Annotated in this window: 9 protein-coding genes, 1 tRNA gene and 1 pseudogene; 6 read left to right on the top strand and 5 right to left on the bottom strand. The window is 60.9% G+C overall.

Translation table 11 applies throughout. From position 1 onward, the window contains the following. Nucleotides 1-112: 112 nt before the first annotated feature. Entirely contained in the window at nucleotides 113-1,597 is a 1,485-nt protein-coding gene (locus VM94_RS23990) for an ATPase domain-containing protein (RefSeq protein WP_046685766.1), read from the bottom strand. A gap of 443 nt (nucleotides 1,598-2,040) precedes the next feature. Between VM94_RS23990 and VM94_RS23985 the strand changes: the two genes are divergently transcribed. The 5 genes from VM94_RS23985 to VM94_RS23965 all read left to right on the top strand — a co-directional run bounded on the left by VM94_RS23985 (nucleotide 2,041) and on the right by VM94_RS23965 (nucleotide 8,753). Further along, nucleotides 2,041-3,261 carry an efflux RND transporter periplasmic adaptor subunit gene (locus VM94_RS23985; RefSeq protein WP_046685765.1) on the top strand — a complete coding sequence of 407 codons (1,221 nt, stop codon included), beginning with the start codon at nucleotides 2,041-2,043 and terminating at the stop codon, nucleotides 3,259-3,261. Nucleotides 3,262-3,276: 15 nt separating this feature from the next. Next, nucleotides 3,277-6,441 carry an efflux RND transporter permease subunit gene (locus VM94_RS23980; protein WP_046685764.1) on the top strand — a complete coding sequence of 1,055 codons (3,165 nt, stop codon included), beginning with the start codon at nucleotides 3,277-3,279 and terminating at the stop codon, nucleotides 6,439-6,441. 1 nt (nucleotide 6,442) lies between these two features. Beyond that, a complete protein-coding gene (adeC, locus tag VM94_RS23975) occupies nucleotides 6,443-7,891 on the top strand; it encodes an AdeC/AdeK/OprM family multidrug efflux complex outer membrane factor (RefSeq protein WP_046685763.1) in 1,449 nt (482 codons plus the stop codon). A 68-nt stretch (nucleotides 7,892-7,959) separates the two neighbouring features. After that, complete coding sequence (locus tag VM94_RS23970; RefSeq protein WP_034752166.1) at nucleotides 7,960-8,574, top strand: TetR/AcrR family transcriptional regulator; 615 nt, start codon at nucleotides 7,960-7,962, stop codon at nucleotides 8,572-8,574. Between the two features lie 102 nt (nucleotides 8,575-8,676). Further along, nucleotides 8,677-8,753 (top strand) — tRNA-Pro (locus VM94_RS23965). 234 nt (nucleotides 8,754-8,987) lie between these two features. Here the strand turns inward: VM94_RS23965 and VM94_RS23960 are convergent. Next, nucleotides 8,988-13,094 carry a hypothetical protein gene (locus tag VM94_RS23960; RefSeq protein WP_046685762.1) on the bottom strand — a complete coding sequence of 1,369 codons (4,107 nt, stop codon included), beginning with the start codon at nucleotides 13,092-13,094 and terminating at the stop codon, nucleotides 8,988-8,990. 391 nt (nucleotides 13,095-13,485) lie between these two features. Next, nucleotides 13,486-14,135, bottom strand: a pseudogene (locus VM94_RS29430) (IS5 family transposase); the annotation flags it as partial. Between the two features lie 203 nt (nucleotides 14,136-14,338). Here VM94_RS29430 and VM94_RS23950 point away from each other — a divergent pair. Beyond that, entirely contained in the window at nucleotides 14,339-15,937 is a 1,599-nt protein-coding gene (locus VM94_RS23950) for an ATP-binding response regulator (RefSeq protein ID WP_046685761.1), read from the top strand. Between the two features lie 26 nt (nucleotides 15,938-15,963). Here VM94_RS23950 and VM94_RS23945 read toward each other — a convergent pair whose 3' ends face one another. Together VM94_RS23945 and VM94_RS23940 are read right to left on the bottom strand one after the other, a co-directional pair. Further along, nucleotides 15,964-19,974 carry a hybrid sensor histidine kinase/response regulator gene (locus tag VM94_RS23945; protein ID WP_046686220.1) on the bottom strand — a complete coding sequence of 1,337 codons (4,011 nt, stop codon included), beginning with the start codon at nucleotides 19,972-19,974 and terminating at the stop codon, nucleotides 15,964-15,966. Nucleotides 19,975-19,982: 8 nt separating this feature from the next. Beyond that, nucleotides 19,983-21,140: a response regulator gene (locus VM94_RS23940; RefSeq protein ID WP_046685760.1), complete on the bottom strand. Its 1,158-nt coding sequence runs from the start codon at nucleotides 21,138-21,140 to the stop codon at nucleotides 19,983-19,985. Between the last annotated feature and the right edge of the window lie 218 nt (nucleotides 21,141-21,358).

Genomic DNA, 21,358 nt, shown 5'->3' with positions numbered 1-21,358 from the left:
GGGCGAGCGGCAGGCGTGGCTGGCGATGGCGCTGCCCGCCAATACCGTGCCGGCCAGGGCGGCATCCTGGCCGGCAGGCGCGTAGATCAGGATGCGCTGCTCCATGGCATTCCTAGGGGAATGGCGTGCCGCCGATGGTGGGCAAGCCCGACAGGATGCCGTGAAAGCCGGCCAGGGCCGGGCCGATGCGGATGCCCTGCGGGCTGATGTCGAAGCGGCGGATGCTGCGCTCGTGCGCGCTGCCGCGCTTCTTGAAGACGGAAATGGCTTGCCGCACCTCGCCTTCCGTTTCGTAGTAGCGCAGCATGATGACGCTGTCGGCCAGATAGCTGGCGTCGGCCGCCGTCGTCATCGAGGTGCCCAGCATGTTTTGCTGCACGCCAACGAGCAGGGTGGCCACGCTGTGCTGGCTCAGGTAATTGAGCAGTTCGTGCAGGTAGGTGCTCTGGAAGCGCTCATCGGGTACGGCATGCATGTAGCCGTTCAGGCTATCGATGACGATCACCTTGGCGCCCCGCTCCGCCGCGTCGACCACGGCCTGGGCGAATTCGCCCGGTGTCAGTTCGGCCGGATCGATCTGCTGTGCGCTGAGCAAGCCCGTGTCGAGCGCCGCCTGCAGGCGCATGCCCACGCTGTCGGCCCGGGTCAGCAGCTTGCTGCGCGCTTCCTCGAACAGGAACATGGCGCACGGTTCGCCTCGCTCCGTGGCCGCGTGCACGAATTGCGCCGCCAGGGTGGACTTGCCGCTGCCGGCGGGGCCGGAAATGAGCGTGCTCATGCCTTCTTCCAGGCCGCCGCCTATCATGGCGTCGAGCTCGGGTACGCCGCTCGACAGGCGCTGATGGCCGCCATCGCGGCGCGTGTCGGCCGCCACCAGGCGCGGAAAGACGACCAGGCCGTCATGGGCGATCTTGTAGTCGTGCGTGCCGCTGCGAAACGGCACGCCCCGGTATTTCACCACGCGCACGCGGCGCCGGTCAGTGCCGTAGTCCTGGTTTTGCAGCTCCAGCGAGATCACGCAATGGGCCACGCTACGCACTTGCAAGCCGTCGTCGAGCGCGGAACGATCGTCGATCAGCATGGTGGTGCAGTGCCGGCTGGCCAAGTATTGTTTCAAGGCCACGACCTGGCGCCGGTAGCGCAGGGGGTTTTCCGCCAGCAGCTGCAATTCGGACAGCGAATCGAGCACGAGGCGGGCAGGGCGGTGTTTTTCGATGGCGGCCAGGATGCGCTGGTTGGTCGAGGCCAGTTCGATTTCCGATGGGTGGAAAATGGTGTACTGGCGCTCGGGATCGAGCATGTCGTCATTGGGCGCCACCTCTTCGATGGCGATGCCGGCCAGGTCCCAGCCGTGCGACAGGGCGGCGGCGCGCAGTTCGATTTCGGATTCGGCCAGCGCGATATACAGCACGGGCACGCCCCTGCGCGCCCCTTCGGCCAGAAACTGCAGCGCCAGGGTGGTCTTGCCCGTGCCGGGCACGCCTTCGACCAGGTACAGGCGCTCGGCCAGCAAGCCGCCCGTGACAATCGCGTCGAGGCCGGGTACGCCCGTCGACAGCAGTGTGTCCAGGCCGCCCGCGCCATCGTGTTGCGCCATTCCTTGCGCCTGTGCCGTCATCATCGCGCCCCCGCTTTGCCACGCCGTGGTCAATATAGTAGCGCGTCTGCTGCGGCATGTCTTTTCGATACCATTGGTAAATAATTATTCCGCCACGCCTGCCGTGAGGAGCGGTGTTGCGTCCGTGTCGGTGAGTTCAGCAAAGAAATCTTGACCCTGCTACAGTATTCACTCAATCCACCTTTTCCTCATTGCCATTTTGCCACCGTCCGCCAGCTTCGCAGCTGACTTTTCTGGCGTGCCGTCTCTGTAGCTGTCTTTGATTTGTTGCCTCATTCATAAGTTAATTCGCTTAATAGTTACTATGTTTCAATTGTAACGATGCTTGACGATTTTAGAATGATCGTTCATTCTTTGATCTGCGTTAATAAATTTAGTCATTTCTAACGACACTAGCCAGCTTCTTTTTCAGAAAGTCCAAGATGCAACCAACCTTTTCCCTGACGTCGCCGCGTACGAGCGGCGCTATTGCCGTTCTGTGCGCCACTGTAATCATGGCCGGCTGCAGTAAAAAACAGGAAGCACCTCACGCGCAGCAAGCGCCACAGGTGGTCGTGTTTACTGTTAATCCGGCCGCGTTGCCGATGAGCGCCGAATTGCCTGGCCGCACGAACGCCTACCAGGTCGCCGATGTGCGCCCGCAAGTCGGCGGCTTGATCCAGAAGCGCCTGTTTGTCGAGGGTAGCGATGTGAAAGCGGGCACGGCCCTGTACCAGATCGATTCCGCCACGTACCAGGCTGCCGCCAATTCGGCCAAGGCCGCGCTGTCGAAAGCCAAGGCCAATCTGCTGACGGCCGGTCCGAAAGCGTCCCGCTACAAGGAACTGGTCGCCATCGAAGGCGTGAGCCGCCAGGAATACGATGATGCCGTCGCTGCGTTCGAGCAAGCCAAGGCAGACGTCGAGTCCGCCACTGCGGCGCTGGAATCGGCCAATATCAACCTGCGCTACAGCACCGTGACGGCGCCGATCAGCGGCCGCACCAGCCGCTCGACCGTGACGGCCGGCGCGCTGGTCACCGCGGGCCAGGCCGAAGCGCTGACCACCGTGCAGCAACTCGATCCGATCTATGTCGACGTGACCCAGTCGAGCACGGATTTGCTGCGCCTGAAGCGCCAGATGGCCGACGGCTCGCTGAAGAAAGTGGGCGAAGGCCAGGCCAAGGTCGACCTGATTCTGCCGGACGGCAGCAAGTACGGCGAATCGGGCAAGCTGCAGTTTTCCGGCGTGACGGTTGATCCGACCACGGGCAATGTGATCCTGCGCGCGCTGTTCCCGAACCCGAAAGGTGAATTGCTGCCAGGTATGTACGTGCGTGCGCAACTGGAAACGGGCGTCGATGAGAAAGCCATTACCGTGCCGCAAGTGGGCGTGACGCGCAACCAGAAGGGCCAGGCCACGGCCATGATCCTGAACAAGGAAAACAAGGTCGAGCAGCGCGTGCTGACCACCAGCGGCACCGTCGGCACCAACTGGCTGGTGACGTCCGGCCTGGCCGCAGGCGACCGCGTGATCGTGGAAGGCTTGCAAAAAGTCAAGCCAGGCGCCCCAGCCGTTGCCGTGCCTGCCAAGGCCGAAGCCGCTCCTGCGCCCGCCGCTGCCGCTGCCGCCTCTGCCGCCGCATCGGCTGCCAGCGCCCACTAATTCAGGAGAATATTAATGGCCCGTTTTTTCATTGACCGCCCGATTTTTGCCTGGGTGGTCGCGATCGTCATCATGCTTGCCGGCGTGATTTCGATCCTCAGCCTGCCGATCGCGCAGTACCCGAGCATCGCTCCGCCGTCGATTTCGATCAGCGGCTCCTACCCTGGCGCCTCCGCCAAGACCGTGGAAGATGCGGTCACCCAGGTCATCGAACAAAAGATGAAGGGTATCGACGGCTTGCGCTACATGTCCTCGTCGAGCGATGCGACTGGCGGCATCAGCATCACGCTGACGTTTACCAGCGGCACCAATCCCGACATCGCCCAGGTGCAGGTACAGAACAAGCTGCAGCTGGCTACGCCACTGCTGCCGACGGCTGTCACGCAACAGGGTCTTGTCGTGTCGAAAGCCACGAAAAACTTCCTGATGGTGTTCGGCTTCATTTCCGAAAACGGCAAGATGGACCAGACCGACTTGAGCGACTATGTGGCCGCCAACGTCGTCGATCCGCTGAGCCGCGTGCCGGGCGTGGGCGATGTGACGCTGTTCGGTTCGCAGTACGCCATGCGTATCTGGCTCGACCCGGCCAAGCTGCAAAGCTTCAACCTGACCCCGGCGGACGTGATCACGGCCGTGCAGGCGCAGAATGCGGAAGTGTCGGCCGGTGAACTGGGCGGCACGCCGTCCGTCAAGGGCCAGCAGCTGAACGCTACCGTCTCGGCGCAAAGCCGCTTGCAGACGGTGGAGCAGTTCGGCGCCATCTTGCTGAAAACCACCACCGAGGGCGCCATGGTGCACCTGAAGGACGTGGCCAGCATGGAACTGGGCCGCGAGAACTACAACACCGTGGCCCGCTACAACGGCCATGCGGCAACCGGCGTGGCGATCAAGCTGGCGACGGGCGCCAACGCGCTCGATACGGCCAACGCGGCGAAAGCCATGCTGGGCAACCTGAGCAAACAATTCCCTGAAGGCATGAGCTACCAGGTGGCGTTCGACACCACCCCGTTCGTGAAACTGTCGATCGAGGAAGTGGTCAAGACCCTGGTCGAAGCCGTCATCCTGGTATTCCTGGTGATGTATTTGTTCCTGCAAAACTTCCGCGCTACCCTGATCCCGACCATGGCCGTGCCGGTCGTGCTGCTCGGTACCTTCGGCATCCTGAATGCCTTCGGTTACTCGATCAATACCCTGACCATGTTCGCCATGGTGCTGGCCATCGGCCTGCTGGTCGATGATGCGATCGTGGTGGTGGAAAACGTCGAGCGCGTGATGAGCGAAGAGGGCTTGTCGCCGCTGGAAGCGACGCGCAAGTCCATGACGCAGATCACGGGCGCGCTGGTTGGTATCGCCATGGTGCTGTCGGCCGTGTTCGTGCCGATGGCCTTCTTCGGCGGTTCGACGGGCGTGATTTACCGCCAGTTCTCGATCACGATCGTCTCGTCGATGGTGCTGTCCGTCGTCGTCGCGCTGGTCTTCACGCCAGCCTTGTGCGCGACTTTGCTGAAACCGGTCGAAAAAGGCCATCACGCAACCAACAAGGGTTTCTTCGGCTGGTTCAACCGCAGTTTTGATCGCAGCAGCAACAAGTACCAAAGCATGGTTGGCGCGATGATCACGCACCGCGCCCGTTCGATGCTGTTGTACGTCATCCTGCTGGCCGGCCTGGTATTCGTCTTCATGCGTTTGCCGACCTCCTTCCTGCCGGAAGAAGACCAGGGCATCCTGTTTACGCAGATTCAATTGCCGACGGGCGCCACGCAAGAGCGCACCCTGAAAGTGATCGAGCAGGTCGAAGACCACTTCATGAACAGCGAGAAGGACAACGTCGCTTCCGTGTTTGCCGTGGCCGGTTTCAGCTTCGGCGGTAACGGGCAGAATACGGGTATCGCCTTCGTGCGCCTGAAAGACTGGTCGCTGCGCAAGGACGTGGCGCAAAAAGCGCCGGCCGTGGCCGGCCGCGCCATGGGCAAGCTGTTGCAGATCAAGGATGCGATGGTGTTTACGTTCGCCCCGCCTGCCGTGCTGGAACTGGGTAACGCCACCGGTTTCGACATGCAGCTGCAGGATATCGGCGGTGTCGGCCATGACGCCCTGATGGCGGCGCGTAACCAGTTGCTGGGCATGGCGTCGCAAAATCCGGCCATGGTCGGTGTGCGCCCGAACGGCCAGGAAGATACGCCGCAGTACAAGATCGACATCGACCAGCAGAAAGCTACCGCGCTGGGCTTGCAGATCTCGGAAATCAACCGCGTGCTGAGCGTGGGCTGGGGTAGTTCGTATGTAAACGACTTCCTCGACCGCGGCCGTGTGAAGAAAGTGTTCATGCAAGGCAATGCCGAATCGCGCATGCTGCCGGAAGACTTGAACAAGTGGTTCGTGCGCAATACCGCTGGCCAGATGGTGCCGTTCTCGGCCTTCGCCACGGGCAAGTGGATCTATGCTTCGCCGCGCCTGGAACGCTACAACGGCTTGCCGTCGGTAGAGATCCTCGGTACGCCGGCGCCGGGCCAAAGCACGGGCGCCGCCATGAACGCGATGGAAGAAATGGTCGCCAAGCTGCCGCCTGGCATCGGCATGAGCTGGACCGGCGTGTCGCTGGAAGAGCGCGAATCCGGTTCGCAGACGCCGCAGCTGTATGCGCTGTCGCTGCTGATCGTGTTCCTGTGCCTGGCCGCGCTGTATGAAAGCTGGTCGATTCCATTCTCCGTGCTGCTGGTGGTACCGCTGGGCGTGATCGGCGCCGTGCTGGGCACGTGGCTGTTCGGCCTGTCGAACGACGTGTACTTCCAGGTGGGCTTGCTCACGGTGGTGGGCCTGTCGGCGAAGAATGCGATTCTGATCGTCGAATTCGCCAAGGAAATGCAGGAATCGGGCATGTCGCTGCTGGACGCGACCTTGCATGCGGTGCGTCTGCGTCTGCGTCCGATTCTGATGACGTCGATTGCCTTCGGCCTGGGCGTGTTGCCACTGGCTATTTCCAGCGGCGCCGGTTCCGGCAGCCAGAACGCCATCGGTATCGGCGTGCTGGGCGGCATGTTGACGGCCACGTTCCTCGGTATCTTCTTCGTGCCGGTGTTCTTCGTGCTGGTGCGCGGCTTCTTCTCGAAGTCGGACGCGCCGACCACGCCGGCGACGCCTGGTTCGCCAGCCGTCACGCTTTCTAAGGATGCGCATTAATATGAAAAAAACGCTACTCTCCATGGCGGCACTGGCCTTGCTGGCCGGTTGCAGCCTGGCTCCCACGTACGAGCGTCCGGCAGCGCCGGCGCCCACGGCGTGGCCGACCGGTCCTTCCTACAAGGCCGACACGGCCGCCGCCGATGCCAAGCCGGTGGCGGACGTCGCCTGGCGCGAGTTCTTTGCCGATGCGCGTTTGCGCCAGGTACTGGAACTGGCGCTGGCCAACAACCGCGACCTGCGCGTCTCGATCCTGAACATCGAGAAGGCGCGCGCCACCTACGGCATCGAACGCGCCGCCCTGATCCCGACCCTGTCGGCCTCGGGCGGCCAGTCGGCCACGCGCATCTCGAAAAACGCCAGCCCGACGGGTGAAGCGTCGATCAATCGCCAGTACACGGCGAACCTGGGCGTGTCGGCGTACGAGCTGGATTTCTTCGGCCGCGTGCGCAGCCTGTCCGACAGCGCGCTGGAGCAATACCTGGGCACGGAAGAAGCACGCCGTGCACAGCAGATCAGCCTGGTGGCCGAAGTGGCCAGCACCTATCTGAACCTGGTGGCCGACCAGCAGCGCCTGCGCGTGGCGCAAGACACCTTGAAGAGCCAGCAGTCGTCGTATGACCTGGCCGTGCGCCGTTTCAGTGCGGGCGCCACCTCGGGCCTGGACAAGTACGATGCCCAGACCAGCGTGGAATCGGCCCGTTCCGACGTGGCCGTCTACACGAGCCAGGTGGCGCTCGACCAGAACGCGCTGGTGCTGCTGGTGGGCGGCCCCGTGCCGGCCGACCTGCTGCCGCAAGGCGAGTTCGGCGCCGTGACGGCGCTGGCGGACATTCCGTCCGGCGTGCCGTCGGACGTGCTGCAACGCCGTCCCGACGTGCTGGCGGCCGAGCGCACCCTGCGCGCTGCCAATGCCAACATCGGCGCGGCGCGCGCGGCTTTCTTCCCGCGCATATCGCTGACGGCGACGGCGGGTTCGGTCAGCGACAACCTGTCCGGCCTGTTCAAGGCGGGCAGCGGCACGTGGAGTTTCCTGCCGCAGATCAGCTTGCCGATCTTCGATGGTGGCGTGAACCGCGCCAACCTCGATATCGCCAAGGTGCAGCGTGAAATCTCCGTGGCGCAATACGAAAAGGCGATCCAGGTCGCCTTCCGTGAAGTGTCCGATGCGCTGGCCCAGCGCGGCACCATCGACGAGCGCCTGCAGTCGCAGGTCTCGCTGGTCGAGGCGTCGACGAAGAGCTACACCATCCACGACGCGCGTTACAAGCAGGGCGCCGAGTCCTACCTGAACGCCCTGGTGGCCCAGCGCGCGCTGTACACGGCGCAGCAAAGCCTGATCACGGCGCGCCTGGCCAAATCGACCAACCTGGTCACCCTGTACAAGGTGCTGGGCGGCGGTTGGCAGCCTGAGCAGACAGCCGTCGCGGCGGCTGGCGGCACCCAATAACCACGGGGACGCCGACGCCGGCCTTGCCCTTGTCCGCAGGGGCAGGGCCGGCGCGCTACTGGAAAATCATGAACCAAGTTGAAAAGAAGCATCCGGACCCGGAGCGCGCCAACACGCGGCGCAAGCAGGTGCTCGATGCGGCCGAAAGCTGTTTCAGCCGCCGCGGCTTTCACGGCGCCAGCATGGCCGAGATATCGAAAGCGGCCGGCATGAGCGCGGGCCACATCTATAATTATTTTGACAGCAAGGATGCGATCATCGCCGCCTTCGTCATGAAGAACACCGAGCGGGTGTCGAACCTGATGCAGGATCTGGCGCAGCGCGAAGACCCGCTGCAGTCGGTGATCGACAATGCGGGAGAGCACGTGCTGGAAAGCCTGGACCCGAAAACCTGGGTGATGCCGCTGGAGATTTTTGCCGAAGCGTCGCGCAATCCCGCCATTGCCGAAATGCTGCATTGTGCCGACCGGCGTTCGCGCGCCCTGTTCCTGACGATCATCCGCGACGCGCGCATCAAGCGCGGCCTGCCGGCCGACGAAGAGATGCTCGAAGGACGCTTGAATGCCATGATCGCCATGTACCAGGGCTTGCCCGTGCGCGTGGTGCACAATCCCGACGTCAAGGTCGAACCGCTGATCGCCGGTTTCCGCATCGTCCTCACGGCGCTGCTGCTGAGTGAATAGGGCGCCTGGCCGGGGCATGCAAAAAAGTTTGCGAAGTTCGATATGAATCATGCGCAAAGCATGGCAAAAACCTAAAAGCGTCTGCTATAATTCCCACCTCGTCGGGGCGTAGCGCAGCCTGGTAGCGTACATGCATGGGGTGCATGGGGTCGGAAGTTCGAATCTTCTCGCCCCGACCATTAGAATCAAAGACTTAGCAGTTTTTGTGCTGCTGAGATAAGAAGCTGTGTACACAGATGTGTACACAGCTTTTTTTGTGACTATTGTGTTCATGAGGATATCTTAACGAGAGCAAAGTTTGCCTCCGTTGTAGTCGATCTCTTGAAGTCTTTTTTATTCTGCCGGAAACTTCAAACGCTGGCCTGGGGTTGTTACCTCGGATGAAAAATGCCGGGCGTTCATCTTTTTTATGATTATGGATTCCTTGCCAAGAAGCTATCGCGCGCGCTTCGTTCGCTTGATAGCTTCTCCAAGCCGCTAACAAGCTCTGGTGGGATCGAGGCGTGGCATGCGGCGCATCCCGCCAGCAAGAGATTCAGTATCCTCTTGGCCGTTGGCCCCTTGCTACCAATTGCAGACTCGAGCATTGGAATTGTCATGCGCGGATCCACAAGCAGCGCCGGAGTGGAAATATGCTGTCGCCACTGGTTCGAGAAAGCTGCATGGAATGCATCCAGCGAATAATCAAAGACGATCTTGGCAGGCGAATGCTGGAACCAAAATAGGAGTGCTGCCTGTGCATATAGCGTGTCTACGGGGTTGCGTTGGTCATTGGCGAGAAATTTCGCTGCGGCGCCAATGTTCGCGTGAGTAAGGGGTTTCGCTCTCATTACGGAGTAGGCTATCGCAGCACTGGTCGCGAAATTTGGAATCAAGCCTTTGATTATCGATTTGAAATCCTCCGCACGCGGTCGCTCTCTTAGATCCGCATCCCATTCATTTGCAAGGGCTTCCGCAGATCCTTTAATGATCGTCCTTAGCGTCAGAGCTATCAAAAATAGCCACTTGATATCTGACGAATTCAATGGCAAGTTGGACACATCCATATCCACCGCAAATTCACCCCAGACGTTGGACTCGACTGACTCTGATCTTTGGGCCTTCGCGCTACGCCAAATTGCAACTTGAAGGCCATACACACAGTCCGCTACGGCATTCAACTTACCGCCTTCTATGGTCCGTTCCAGTTTCAACAGTTCAAGCTGAAAGCCGGCGGTGGCGTTATTGGATGCTTTAATTTCGGCAACCAATTCTTTAAGCCCGTTCGTCTCTACCCCGATTTTATGAGCCAAGTCCAAAATCAGGTACGCTGCTATGGCAAACGGACCGATGGGAAGAGCTTGGTAGCTTGCCCGATCGATGTCTGGGTTGCTTGAACTCCCAACGAATGGCTCTGTCCCTCTTTGGTTATCGCCCAGGAAGTGCCCTTGTAGCCATAACGCGGTGTTGCCAAGGTTTTTAAGGGCCGCGAAATGGAAGAACTCGGTCTGGCGGTCGTAATTGCCTTTAAGTTCTGCCGCCGCGGCAGTCAATGATGCCACCATCTTTTGCCCGTCGCCATGCCTAAACCAGCAATACGAGGCATCCAGCTCAAACGCTGCAGCTGGTACTCCGGCAGGCATCCGCCGGGCCTCCATCGCCCCAAGTTGTAGCCAGCTAGCGGCTTCCGCGAAGTGGCCAAGCTTCCCGGCTGCAATCGCGGCTTTGCGCATCGAGAACCGATCATTCCAACGTAAGGACGCTTCTTCTACATCTTCCCCATCATGCAAAACTTCCCGCCACAAACGCAATGCGGCTTCAAAATCGTCATGGCGAAACAATACGTTGGCCTCTTGATTCATCAGGATGATTGATTTTCCGTGCAAGGTGGATGTGCGAAGCACCTCTAGGGCCTTTTCGCTATCACCAAGTTGCTCGTCGTAAATGATAGATAGAATTTTGACGGCCGCGGCGAGAAGCTGCTCACACTCCCATTTCTTGGCAAGGAACTGAGCCTGATCTAAAATGCTAATGAAGGCTGTCCAGTCCTGACTCTCGCGCTTTAACTCGCCAAGCCAGGCGCGCTCTACCATGGAGATGCCCATGCGGGTGTAGGGCCCGTCAAAAGCCTGAAGCATTTGGTTTCGTATAGGACTCTCGAGCTCATCTAGCGCGCTCAGAAATTGCTGCAAATCCTTCGCGCTCTTACATCGTGTCTGAGCGCCGAAGAATAGCAGAGCAAGTGCTGGAGCGTTCTCATCCATTCCGAATATCTGGGGAGGGGTTGGAATATCGAGGCCAAGCTGAAGCTCCTGATATTTTGAAGCATCTCTGAGCGCCCTGATTACTAACGATGGAGGTAAATCCCCGTCTATGCAGCAAGCGATGGAAAGCCCGCGAATTATCTTGGCCACCGCCTTTTTCTTCTGGTCTGGAATTTGTTCAACCTCCCATTCCCAGCTCTCAGCGATAGAGGCTAGCTTATCGAGTCTGGACGCTTTTGCGATCCTGAATTGAATGATCCGTAATAGAATCGAACATTCTTGGTCAAAGGGAATAGCGAATTTCAAGCCTTCGCTGCCTAACAACAGAAACATATCTAATGCTTCGGCGAAATGTGGAACTTTATCGAAATCCTCGGATATTAAATTCTTGAGGAAACCTGCGATCCTTTTAGGCTCTTTACTTGCAAACGCATGGAAAAAGATGCCCCAGGCCTCGTCGATATTAATAGTCGTCCTACCAATGAAGGCGTCAAACAGCATTCGGTGGGTCTCACACACCTTATCTGCAGCCCAAATTTTCTGTGCCTGGCCAGTCAGCATTGTGGTGACGCAATACCGTGAGGCACCCCGATGCTCGATCCACCGTCCTGCCAACCTATCGAAACTCTCGCCAGGCGCCTCTATGGACAGGTCGGTCCCGACGCTTAGCGCCACCGCTCGGTTGAACGGAATTATCGCCATGCTCAGCGCGTATAAAAACGGACGATCAATATCGTCGACCACTTTCGATGCCACTAGACGCGTGTGAGCTCGGGCCTCTTCGATGCTCGTCGGAGCGGTGATGATGGCGTCGCCGGTGACCGCTGGCCAACCCGTGTCGCGTAGTTCCAGGCCGTGCAAGTAGACTAGCTTAGGATGTCCGTTACCTGACTGCATGAGGGATATCTTTGACCAGTGAGTCGCTTTTTCTGCTGGACATCCTAGCTCGGAAAAAAATTGCTCTACCTCAGGCTGGGTCAACGCAGGCATCGACAATACTTTGATTTGAGCTGCCCGGAATCGAGAATCTACCGCGTCGTCCGAGACCCCTTTGGCAGTCAACAGCAAGACCGCCCTTGCATAGCGGCACGATTCGATTAACGCTCGTATGATGGTCCAGATGTGATCCGGCATGCCTTGTGCGACCGGAACGTTATCCAAGATGATGCATTTGGGTGGTTCGGTCCCGCGTGCGGCAATGAGTGCGTCTTCCAAGGCCATTGCTATGGCCGGTTCATCAGGATATGCGGTCAAATCCACCCAGCGGACCTTCCCGCTAACCTGGTGCCCTAGAATGCTGGCCACAGTCGTCTTCCCTCGCCCTTCTGAACCAACGAGTAAGGCAGCTGGCGAGTCCACCAAGCTGCTCGCTATGGCCGCTACAAAATCGGTGCGAGGAAGATAGGGGCGTGTCAGCGGAGGCAACTCGTTGCTCACGGTGGACGCCAAGAACGAAGTGTGCCCGGTGCCCGGCGAGATTAGCGCGTTTAGCATCGCCTGGATATTATTGGTGATGGGGATCGGCAGTGTAGTGCTCTGCTCAAAAATCAGCTGCAAGTCTTCCCGCGTCAAACTCCTGGCCTGAGGCTCCTTTCTGACTGCGACCTCGCGACAACTCGCCAAGAGGCTGGTAACGGCTCTGGCGGAAGCTTGCGCCGTGATACGGTCCTGTGCGCCGTGTTGTATCGCCATTCGTTGAACTGCGAGTTGGACAGCTTCGATGGCAGGCTCGCCGGTCACCCATTCAATGCGACAGAACAAATCTTCAATTAATTTATCGTCTACGGATGTTTTGAGAAACAAGGCCAAAGAAGCGTCGCTGAGAGTCTTTTGCAAGTAAGTAGCCAGGCGCCTGGCTGCGCTGGCGTCGCCCGCCGCCGCGTCGTTCCATAGATCGAGTCCCTTTTCATCGCCAAACTCTCTGTCGCGCTCATGACCAATTTCACCACGCGTCAAAAAACGCAAACTGAGCTTGCCACGATTGGAATTTTTCTTTCGAGCAGTCCAGAAATTTCGAATGGAGGCCCTTACGTCGGCCGAGTTCAGGGTGATGGCTTTTGGGGAGTTTTTAACCTGCGCCATCACGACACCGGCATCGCTGGCAATATCGTAATCTTCAGCGCACTCAATGTATAGTATATCGCTAGGGTTCAGAAGCATCCAAGCTTCGACCGTGCGCCAAATTTGATAATCGTATCCCAAAATGGAATCGGTTGCCTGCCGCTTGGCTTCACCAACTAGTGGCATTTTTTGTCCAACCGGGCCTGATAGGCTCATTTCGATTCCTTGTTGTAAGTATTATCGTCGTCCAACTGATTTTGGAGGGGATGGTAAATCTTACAGGAGCGATATCGTATTGGTGCAAGGCTCTCTGTTAAAGCAATTTTAATCGCGATTGAGGATTTTATGATAAGGGATATGTGAGGGCCTCCTGCACGAGACATTTCCTCCTTGCAGTTCTCGGGAAAAAGAAAGTCAAGCCAGCTCGAGACTTCCTACTTGAGAAAGGACCAGTGATGAGTAGCGAAGCGGCGATGCATAGCACGCTGCTTTAACTACGCAGCGGACGTGGTGGGTCGCACTGAAGTCGGCGCAAGCGTCGACCTGTATCGGCGGCAAGCAGATCAAGAAGGTTAAGACAAGGCGCTTACGGTTCGCCTAAGAGCGCCTAACAAAACCTCCGAATATATCGCCTGCAGATGAGTATGCAGGCAAGCGAGAGGAATGCTTGGTGGATATCGGCACGACGTTCATAGCGGATATGCAGCCGGCGGAAACGGTGGAGTCAGCCGAGCGTGCGTTCGACCACCCAGCGCCATTTGCCAAGGCGCTCGCGCGATTCGATGCCGTAGCGGGCAATGCGCGGTGCAATGCCTCTGCCACGTAGCGAGGCCCGATGGGCACGTTAGGCATAGGCCTTGTCGGCGTGCAGTTTGGCCGGACGTTTGCGTGGCCGGCCCGTCAGGCCTGCCACTGACGGGATGGCTTCGCGCAGCGGGATCAGCATCCGGGAATCATGTACCTGAGCCCCCCGATATGCTTGCCACCAGAGGCAGTCCGCGTGGTCGACGAGTAGATGGTGCCTGCAACCGAGCTTGCCGCGGTCGGTGGGATTGGGGCCGGTATGCTGTCCGCCGAGGGGGATGGCACGCTGGCCGAGTCGACACTGGCGCGTTCCCATTGAATTTGGTCGTACTCCCGCAAGTGGTGCAGCATGGCTTCGTGGATGCGTTGCCAGCTAGCTGCCTGTTGCCATGCGTGCAGGCGCCGCCAGCAACTCATGCCGCTGCCGCAGCACAGTTCACGGGGCAGATATTCCGTAAGCGTCTGCCCAGTGACGTCTTGGCTAGTTGCGGGATTTGATCGATGATGGCGTCACAGCGATTGACGTTTTTATACAGCCTGGGCCAGAAGCCGACCTTGACGGCTTGAAATGCTTTCATTTCAAATCGATAAAAAAATGCCGCATAATAAATGAAACGGTGTGCTACCCCACGTAGCAGGCCTCACATGGGGGAGACATGGCACAAGTGCTGAGAATACTGGTGGTTGATGATGTTGAAACAATGCGCAAGGTCACGGCTGGCCAACTGGCCTCGCTTGGCTACGGATCGGTGGATCTCGCAGCCGATGGCTCTGAAGCTTGGCGCATGATTGAGCGCAAGCGTTATGATTTGGTGATCTCCGACTGGAATATGCCGGCGTTGACAGGCATCGCCCTACTGCAGATGATTCGTTCCAGTCCGCGCCATGTGCACATGCCGTTCATTATGATCACCGCCGAGGCCGAGCGCAGCCGCATCGAAACGGCCATCAGCAGCGGTGTCAGCGACCTGCTAGTCAAACCCTACACGGCGGGCCGGCTGGCCACTAGCATCAAGCGGGCGATGGCGCATCAGGTTGCAGCACCGGCGCCGGATAAGGAAACGAACATCGACGCGCCGCAGGCCGCCACACCCGTGGACGATGTGATCGTCAAGCCACCGGCGGCGGTCCATTTACAATCAAGGGAACCGTTGCCTCCGACATTGCTCCTGGTCGACGACACCGCTGACAACTTGTACGTGCTAGCCAATGTGTTCAAGGGCCGCTACCGCATCAAGGCAGCGCACAACGGCGAGAAAGCACTGGCCTTGTGCTGTGGCGACACGCCGCCAGACCTAGTGCTGCTGGACGTGATGATGCCCGGCATGGACGGTTTTGAAGTGGCGCGCCGCATGCGCGAGCATCCCAGCGCAGAAAATGTACCCATCATCTTCGTCACCGCCCTTACCGACGACGCCGCGCGCCTGCAAGGCATGGAGTTGGGCGCGGTGGACTTCATTACCAAGCCAATCGACCCGGCCAAGCTGAAGCTGCGGGTCGACAACTTCATGCGCTACGTCGAGCTGCGCCGCCACCTGCAAGCCGATTACGACAACATGCTCGCCATCGCCCGCCTGCGCGATGACGTCGAGGCCATGACGCGGCACGACCTCAAGGGACCGCTGGCCGGCGCCATCGGCATAGTGCAGTCGCTGATCGACGCCGCCGACATGGACCGCCGACAGCTTGAGAATTTGCGGCTGGCCGAGCAGGCCATGCTGCAGGTGACCGACATGGTCAACCTGTCCACCGAGCTGTACAAGATCGAGACGGGAAAATACGTGCTCCATGCAGCGCCGCTGCCCATCAGCGACATGTTGCGGCGGGTGGTTGAGACGGCACGCGCCACTTACGCGGGTAAGCAGCTGGTGTTGGCGGTCGACACCGATTTCGATGTCGGCATCGACGCTCCGCTAGCGCTGGGCGATGCCATGTTGACCTATTCGCTGCTGAATAATCTGATCAAGAACGCCTGCGAGGCAGCGCCAGAGCGCACCCGTGTCATTGCCACGCTGTACACCGGAAGCCCGTTGCGCATCGAGATAGTCAACAAGGGTGTGATCCCGGAACCGATACGCGAACGCTTCTTTGACAAGTTCGTCACCGACGGTAAGTCCGGCGGCACCGGCCTGGGCACTTATTCGGCACGCCTACTGGCGCGCGCGCAATACGGCGAGGTGGCCTTCGCCGTCGATGACGAGCTCCAGACCACCACCCTGATTGTCAGCCTGCCGTCGGTGCCGCCCCCGGCCTAAGGCGAATCGCGCGGCGGCCTTGCTTGTCAGGCTGGCTGCACCACGGCATCAAGCGCTTCCAGCGCAGCGTCGAAGTCGAAGCGTTCAATTGCCTGGCTGACTTTGCGCAGCTGTCGCGCCAGCGGGTGGCCGGCGGCTTGCGATTCCAATGTCTCCAGCACATCCAGCGCGGCGGTGTCGCTGTCGGCCAGCAGCTTGCGCAGCTGGGCAAGTGTGGCGGCCGCGTCAGGCGGCAGGGCGGGAGCCGCTGCGATGGCCCCGGCCCGGGTGTTCTCTGCCGCTGCAGTATAGTTGCCCAGTGCCGCCAGGCCGAGCAGCACCGGCGCCAGTTCGTTTTCGACCGCCGTCAGCAGCACAGCCAGTTCGGCTTCGGCTACACCAGCTTTGCATGCCAGTTCCAGTGCGGTAGCTGTCGCCGCCACGCCTTTGGCACCGACGTTGCCGGCGGTGCCGCGCAAGGTGTGGGCTACCCGCGCCGCCGCTGTGGGGTCATCGCTTTGCCGCGCAGCCTCAAATTCCCCCCGCAGTCTAGCGTGGCCGTCGCGGAAGCGCACCAGCATGCGCAGGTAAAGGTCCTGCCGGCCCATGCTGGTCGCCAGGCCGGCGCGCTGGTCGATACCGGGGAGTTCGGCAGGTAGGGCCGCAACCACTTTGCCTGCGGAATCTGGCTGCCCCGCTGGGGGCGCTGCTAATGCCGACTGCGCCGGGCGGATCCACTTGCTCATGGTGGCGAACATGGCGGTGACGTTCAGCGGCTTGGAGATGTGGTCATTCATGCCGGCAGTCAACGCCATTTCGCGGTCGCCGGCCATGGCGTTGGCGGTCATGGCGATGATCGGCAGCTGAGCGTAGCGGGGTTGGGCGCGCAGGCGGCGGGTGGCTTCGTAGCCATCCATCACTGGCATCTGGCAGTCCATCAGCACGCCGTCGAAGGCGACGGTCCCGGCTTGAGCCAGTAGGTCCAGCGCCTGTTGCCCATCGCCTACGATGGTGAGCACGATGCCAGCGCTTTCAAGCAGCTCGCGCGCTAGTTCCTGGTTCATGTCGTTGTCCTCGGCCAGCAGCAAGCGGGCGCCGGCCAAGCGGGCCTGGTCGGCCACGCTGCGGTCCTGACGCTCGGCCTGTCGTGTCTCCGCCACCACGCCCTTGCCCAGCACCTCACCAATGGCTTCGAGCAGGGTCGACGGCGTGACCGGCTTGGTCAGCACCACTGGCAGCGCGATCTTCTGGCGCGCCGCCGCTTCCTGGGCGTCGTCACGGCCGAAGGCCGTCACCATGATGACCGATGGGATGTGGGTCACGGCGCCACTCTGCATGCGTTGCAGCGTCTCGACGCCGTCCATGCCTGGCATGCGCCAGTCCAGCAACACCAGGTCGTAGGGCAGGCCCTTGCGCTCGGCCTCGACCATGGTGCGCAGCGCGCTGTGGCCGCTGTCGGCCAGGTCCACCTCCAAGCCGAAACTGCGCGCCATGGTCGACAGGATTTCGCGTGCGCTGGCGTTGTCGTCGACCACCAGCACCCGCAGGCCGAGTAGCTCGTCGGCATGGAACATGCGGCGCGGCTGCACCTCGGCCTGGCGGCCGAAGCGGGCGCTGAAGTGGAAGGTCGAGCCATGGCCCGGGACACTCTCGACCCAGACCCGGCCGTCCATCAACTCCACCAGTTTCTTGGAGATGGCCAGGCCCAGCCCGGTGCCGCCGTACTTGCGCGTGGTTGAGCTGTCGGCCTGGCTGAAGGACTGGAACAGGCGCTCGCACTGTTCGAGCGTCATGCCGATGCCGCTGTCGCGCACCCAGAAGTGCAGCTCGACCTGTTCCCCGGCCTCGGCCGCCAGCTCGACCCCGACCACGATCTCGCCGCGCTCGGTGAACTTGGCGGCGTTGTTGCCGAGGTTGACCAGCACCTGGCCCAGCCGTAGCGAATCTCCCACCAGCGCCGTGGGGAGGTCGGCCGGAGTGGCGAACAACAGTTCCAGGCCCTTGTCCTCGGCCTTCAGGCCGATCATGTTGGCGAAGTTTTCCAGCACGTCCTCCAGCCGGAACGGCGCCTGCTCGATGCTCATCTTGCCCGCTTCGATCTTGGAGAAGTCGAGGATGTCGTTGATGATGCCCAGCAGGTTCTCGGCTGAGCGGTGCACCTTCTCGATGTAGTTGCGCTGTTTTTTGTCGAGATCGGTGCGTAGCGCCAGGTGGCTCATGCCGATGATGGCGTTCATCGGCGTGCGGATCTCGTGGCTCATATTGGCCAGGAAGTCACTCTTGGCGCGGGTGGCGTCCTCGGCGATCTCCTTGGCGCGCAGCACTTCGGCCTCGGCCAGCTTGCGGTCGCTGATGTCGCGCACCGAGGCGCACACGCACACGCCGCGCTCGGCGATGGCCGGCAGCCGCGACAGGCCGATCTCGACCGAGAAGCGGCTGCCGTCCTTGCGCATGCCGTGCAGGTCGGCGCCGACCGTGCCCATCTGGCGCGCAGTGCCGTGTGCGATGAAGCCGTCGCGCGAGCCGACGTGGCGCCCGTGCGCCTCTGGCGGCACCAGGACTTCGATCGGCAGGCCGGCTAGCTCGCCGGCCTCGTAGCCGAACAGCTGGTCGAGCTGCGGGTTGGTCATCATGATCAGGCCGTGCACATCGATTACCAGCATGCCGTCCGGCGCAGCCTCGATGATGCCGCGATACCAGGCCTCGGTGGCTTTCAGCACCACCTGCTGCGCTTCGAGTTCGATCGCCATGGCCTGTACCGCGTGGCTGCGTGCCTTGATTTCCAGCGACATCGCCAGTTTGGGCAGCAGCTCGTCCATCAGCACCCGGCCCGATTCGCTGGGAGCGTCGAAGCCGGCCAGCTCCAGCACGCCCATCAGGCGCTCGCCGTGCAGCAGTGGCAGCACCTGCAGGTGGCGTGGGCGCGACCGCCCCAGTTGCGAGTGAATCTGCACGTAGTCGTCCGGCAGGGCGTCGAGCTGGAGCGGCTGGCGGTCCTGCGCGCACTGACCCAGCAGGCCACTGCCCAACGCCAGTTGCGGCGCCGGCGGATGGTCCGGATCGGCGGCGTAGCTGGCGGCAAGGCGCAATGCGGCGGCGTTTTCGTCAAGCAAGTAGAGCGCGCCCTGGCCAGCCTGCACCAGCGGCGCGAGTAGCGTCAACAGGCGCTGCGCGGCCTGGTCCAGGCTGGCCGCTTGCTGCAGTTCGGCCTGGATCGAGGCTTCCTGCGACTTGATCCAGCGCTGCATGTCGAGCTGGCGCGATTCGACCTGCAACTTGGCGATGGCGCGGGCCAGGTCGCCCGTTTCGTTCTGGTAGTCAGTGTGCGGAATCACGCTGTCGAGCTGGCCGGCGGCCAGCGCATCGACCGCCTCGCGCAGGCGGTTGACCGGGCGCCGGATCGAGATGCTGATCCACCAGGCGCATAGCAGCGCCACCGCCAGGCCACCGATCAGCAGGGCGTAGGTGAGGGTGCTGCTGGTGAGGGCGAATTGGCGAATCTGGTAGATGGTGCTGCGGGCGTTGGAATCCTTGACGGCGGCGATCTCGGCCATCTGCAGGTCGGCCGTGCGCATGGCCTGTTGGAAGCGTTCGCTGTTGAGCAAGGCGTTGGCCTCGGCATTGCGATTCTCGCGCGTCAGCTCCATGGCCTCGTCGGCGATGCGTTCGGCGCGCGCCAGCATGGTTTCGAAGACGGCATAGCGTTGCTGATTGTCGGTACGCAGCAACGTGGCGCGGGCCTCGCCGGCAGCGAAATGCAACTGTTCGCGCGCCTTGTCGAGCTGTTCCAGCGCCTCGTCGACGGCAACAGGGTCCGGGGCGTTGGCCACCTTGTGCAGCATTAGCTCGAAGCGGGTGAGCTGGATGCGGGCTTCCTTGACCTGCACGATGCCGATCATGCCCTCGCTGAGCAGGTGCTGCATGTCTCCGCTTAGCTGGTCCTGGGTGCGCAGGCTTTGCACGCCCAGCGCCAAGGCCAGCAACAGCACCGCGCAGAAACCGGCCGCCAGCTTCTGGCGCAGGCGCAGCCGTTCAACATAGGCCAGGGGCGAACGCATGTCGGTGCTCACTTTGCAGGCAGGGTGTGCGCGATGGCGGCGGCCTGCTTGGCCATGTCGTGGTCGCTGTCGGCGTAGCGCGCGGCGATCTGCTGGAACACCTGCAGATTGGCCAGGAAGGCGTCGCAGACGTCGGGATCGAAGTGCGAGCCGCGCCCCTCGGCGATGATCTGAACCGCTTTTTCATGCGACATGCCTTCCTTGTAGACGCGGCGGCTGATCAGGGCGTCGTAGACGTCGGCCAGCGCCATCAGGCGCGCCGAAATCGGGATGGCATCGCCGGCCAGGCCTTCGGGGTAGCCGCTGCCGTCCCATTTTTCCTGGTGTGAGTAGGCGATCTCCTTAGCCAGGCGCAGGAAGTCGACATCCATGCCCAGTTGTTGCTCGGCGTGGGCGATGGCGTCGCGCCCTAGCGTTGTGTGGGTCTTCATGATCTCGAATTCCTCGGGCTCGAAGCGGCCAGGCTTGAGCAGGATGCGGTCGGGGATGCCGATCTTGCCGATGTCGTGCAACGGCGCCGACTTGAACAACAGCTTGATGGTGTCGGGGTCGAGAAAAGCGCGGAAGCGCGGATGCTCGCGCAAGTGTTCGGCCAGCACCTTGACGTAGTGCTGGGTGCGGCGGATGTGGTTGCCGGTCTCGTTGTCGCGCGTCTCTGCCAACGAGGCCATGGCGTGGATCGTGACGTCCTGGATCGCGCCCAGCTCGCGCGTGCGGCGCTGGACTTCCTGTTCCAGGTAGTCGTTCTTGTCGCGCAGGAAGTCGGCCGCGTCCTTGACCTTGAGCTGGGTGCGCACGCGCGCCAGCACCACGGGCGGGCTGATCGGTTTGGTGATGTAATCGGCCGCGCCCAGCTCCAGACCGTGCGTCTCGTCCTCGCTGGAGGCCATAGCGGTCAAGAAGATGATGGGTATGTCGCGCGTGGCCGGGTCGCCCTGCAGTGCCTGCGCCACTTCGTGGCCGGTCATCCCAGGCATCATGATGTCAAGCAGGATGAGGTCGGGCGGCGGTGCATCGCGCGCGATGCGCAGTGCTTTCTCGCCGTTATTTGCTGCTTTGACCGTATAACTATCCTTGAGCAAGTTGGCCATCAACAGAAGATTATCCGGCGTGTCGTCCACGACAAGGATTACAGGCCTGATGGGACGGGTATAAGATGAGTTCATGCCTAAATGCTCCAATCAGGTCCGCACTAATTTGTTGCCTAGACTATATCTGTGTCCTGTGTGCAAGTAAACCGCATATTAGTTTTGCTATGCGAATCGCTCCCGTCCTACACTACATTCTCCGATCTCTAGGTATATATGGATTCCTCATCACTCAACATTTCGAAAATGACAGTGTGGGGAGGGTGCGCTTAGGGAGACCTCTGCCGCCAAGCTGA

The sequence above is a fragment of the Janthinobacterium sp. KBS0711 genome (genome assembly GCF_000988085.1).
GTDB lineage: Bacteria > Pseudomonadota > Gammaproteobacteria > Burkholderiales > Burkholderiaceae_D > Janthinobacterium > Janthinobacterium lividum_E.
Note: the sequence above shows the minus strand (reverse complement) of the source record. Positions and strands in the feature narration are given on the sequence as shown.

Coding starts and splice junctions, on each gene's coding strand:
- VM94_RS23960 (WP_046685762.1), bottom strand. CDS start 13,094: ATGAGCCTATCAGGCCCGGTTGGACAAAAAATGCCACTAGTTGGTGAA.
- VM94_RS23945 (WP_046686220.1), bottom strand. CDS start 19,974: ATGCGTTCGCCCCTGGCCTATGTTGAACGGCTGCGCCTGCGCCAGAAG.
- VM94_RS23985 (WP_046685765.1), top strand. CDS start 2,041: ATGCAACCAACCTTTTCCCTGACGTCGCCGCGTACGAGCGGCGCTATT.
- VM94_RS23940 (WP_046685760.1), bottom strand. CDS start 21,140: ATGAACTCATCTTATACCCGTCCCATCAGGCCTGTAATCCTTGTCGTG.
- VM94_RS23950 (WP_046685761.1), top strand. CDS start 14,339: ATGGCACAAGTGCTGAGAATACTGGTGGTTGATGATGTTGAAACAATG.
- VM94_RS23970 (WP_034752166.1), top strand. CDS start 7,960: ATGAACCAAGTTGAAAAGAAGCATCCGGACCCGGAGCGCGCCAACACG.
- VM94_RS23980 (WP_046685764.1), top strand. CDS start 3,277: ATGGCCCGTTTTTTCATTGACCGCCCGATTTTTGCCTGGGTGGTCGCG.
- VM94_RS23990 (WP_046685766.1), bottom strand. CDS start 1,597: ATGGCGCAACACGATGGCGCGGGCGGCCTGGACACACTGCTGTCGACG.
- adeC (WP_046685763.1), top strand. CDS start 6,443: ATGAAAAAAACGCTACTCTCCATGGCGGCACTGGCCTTGCTGGCCGGT.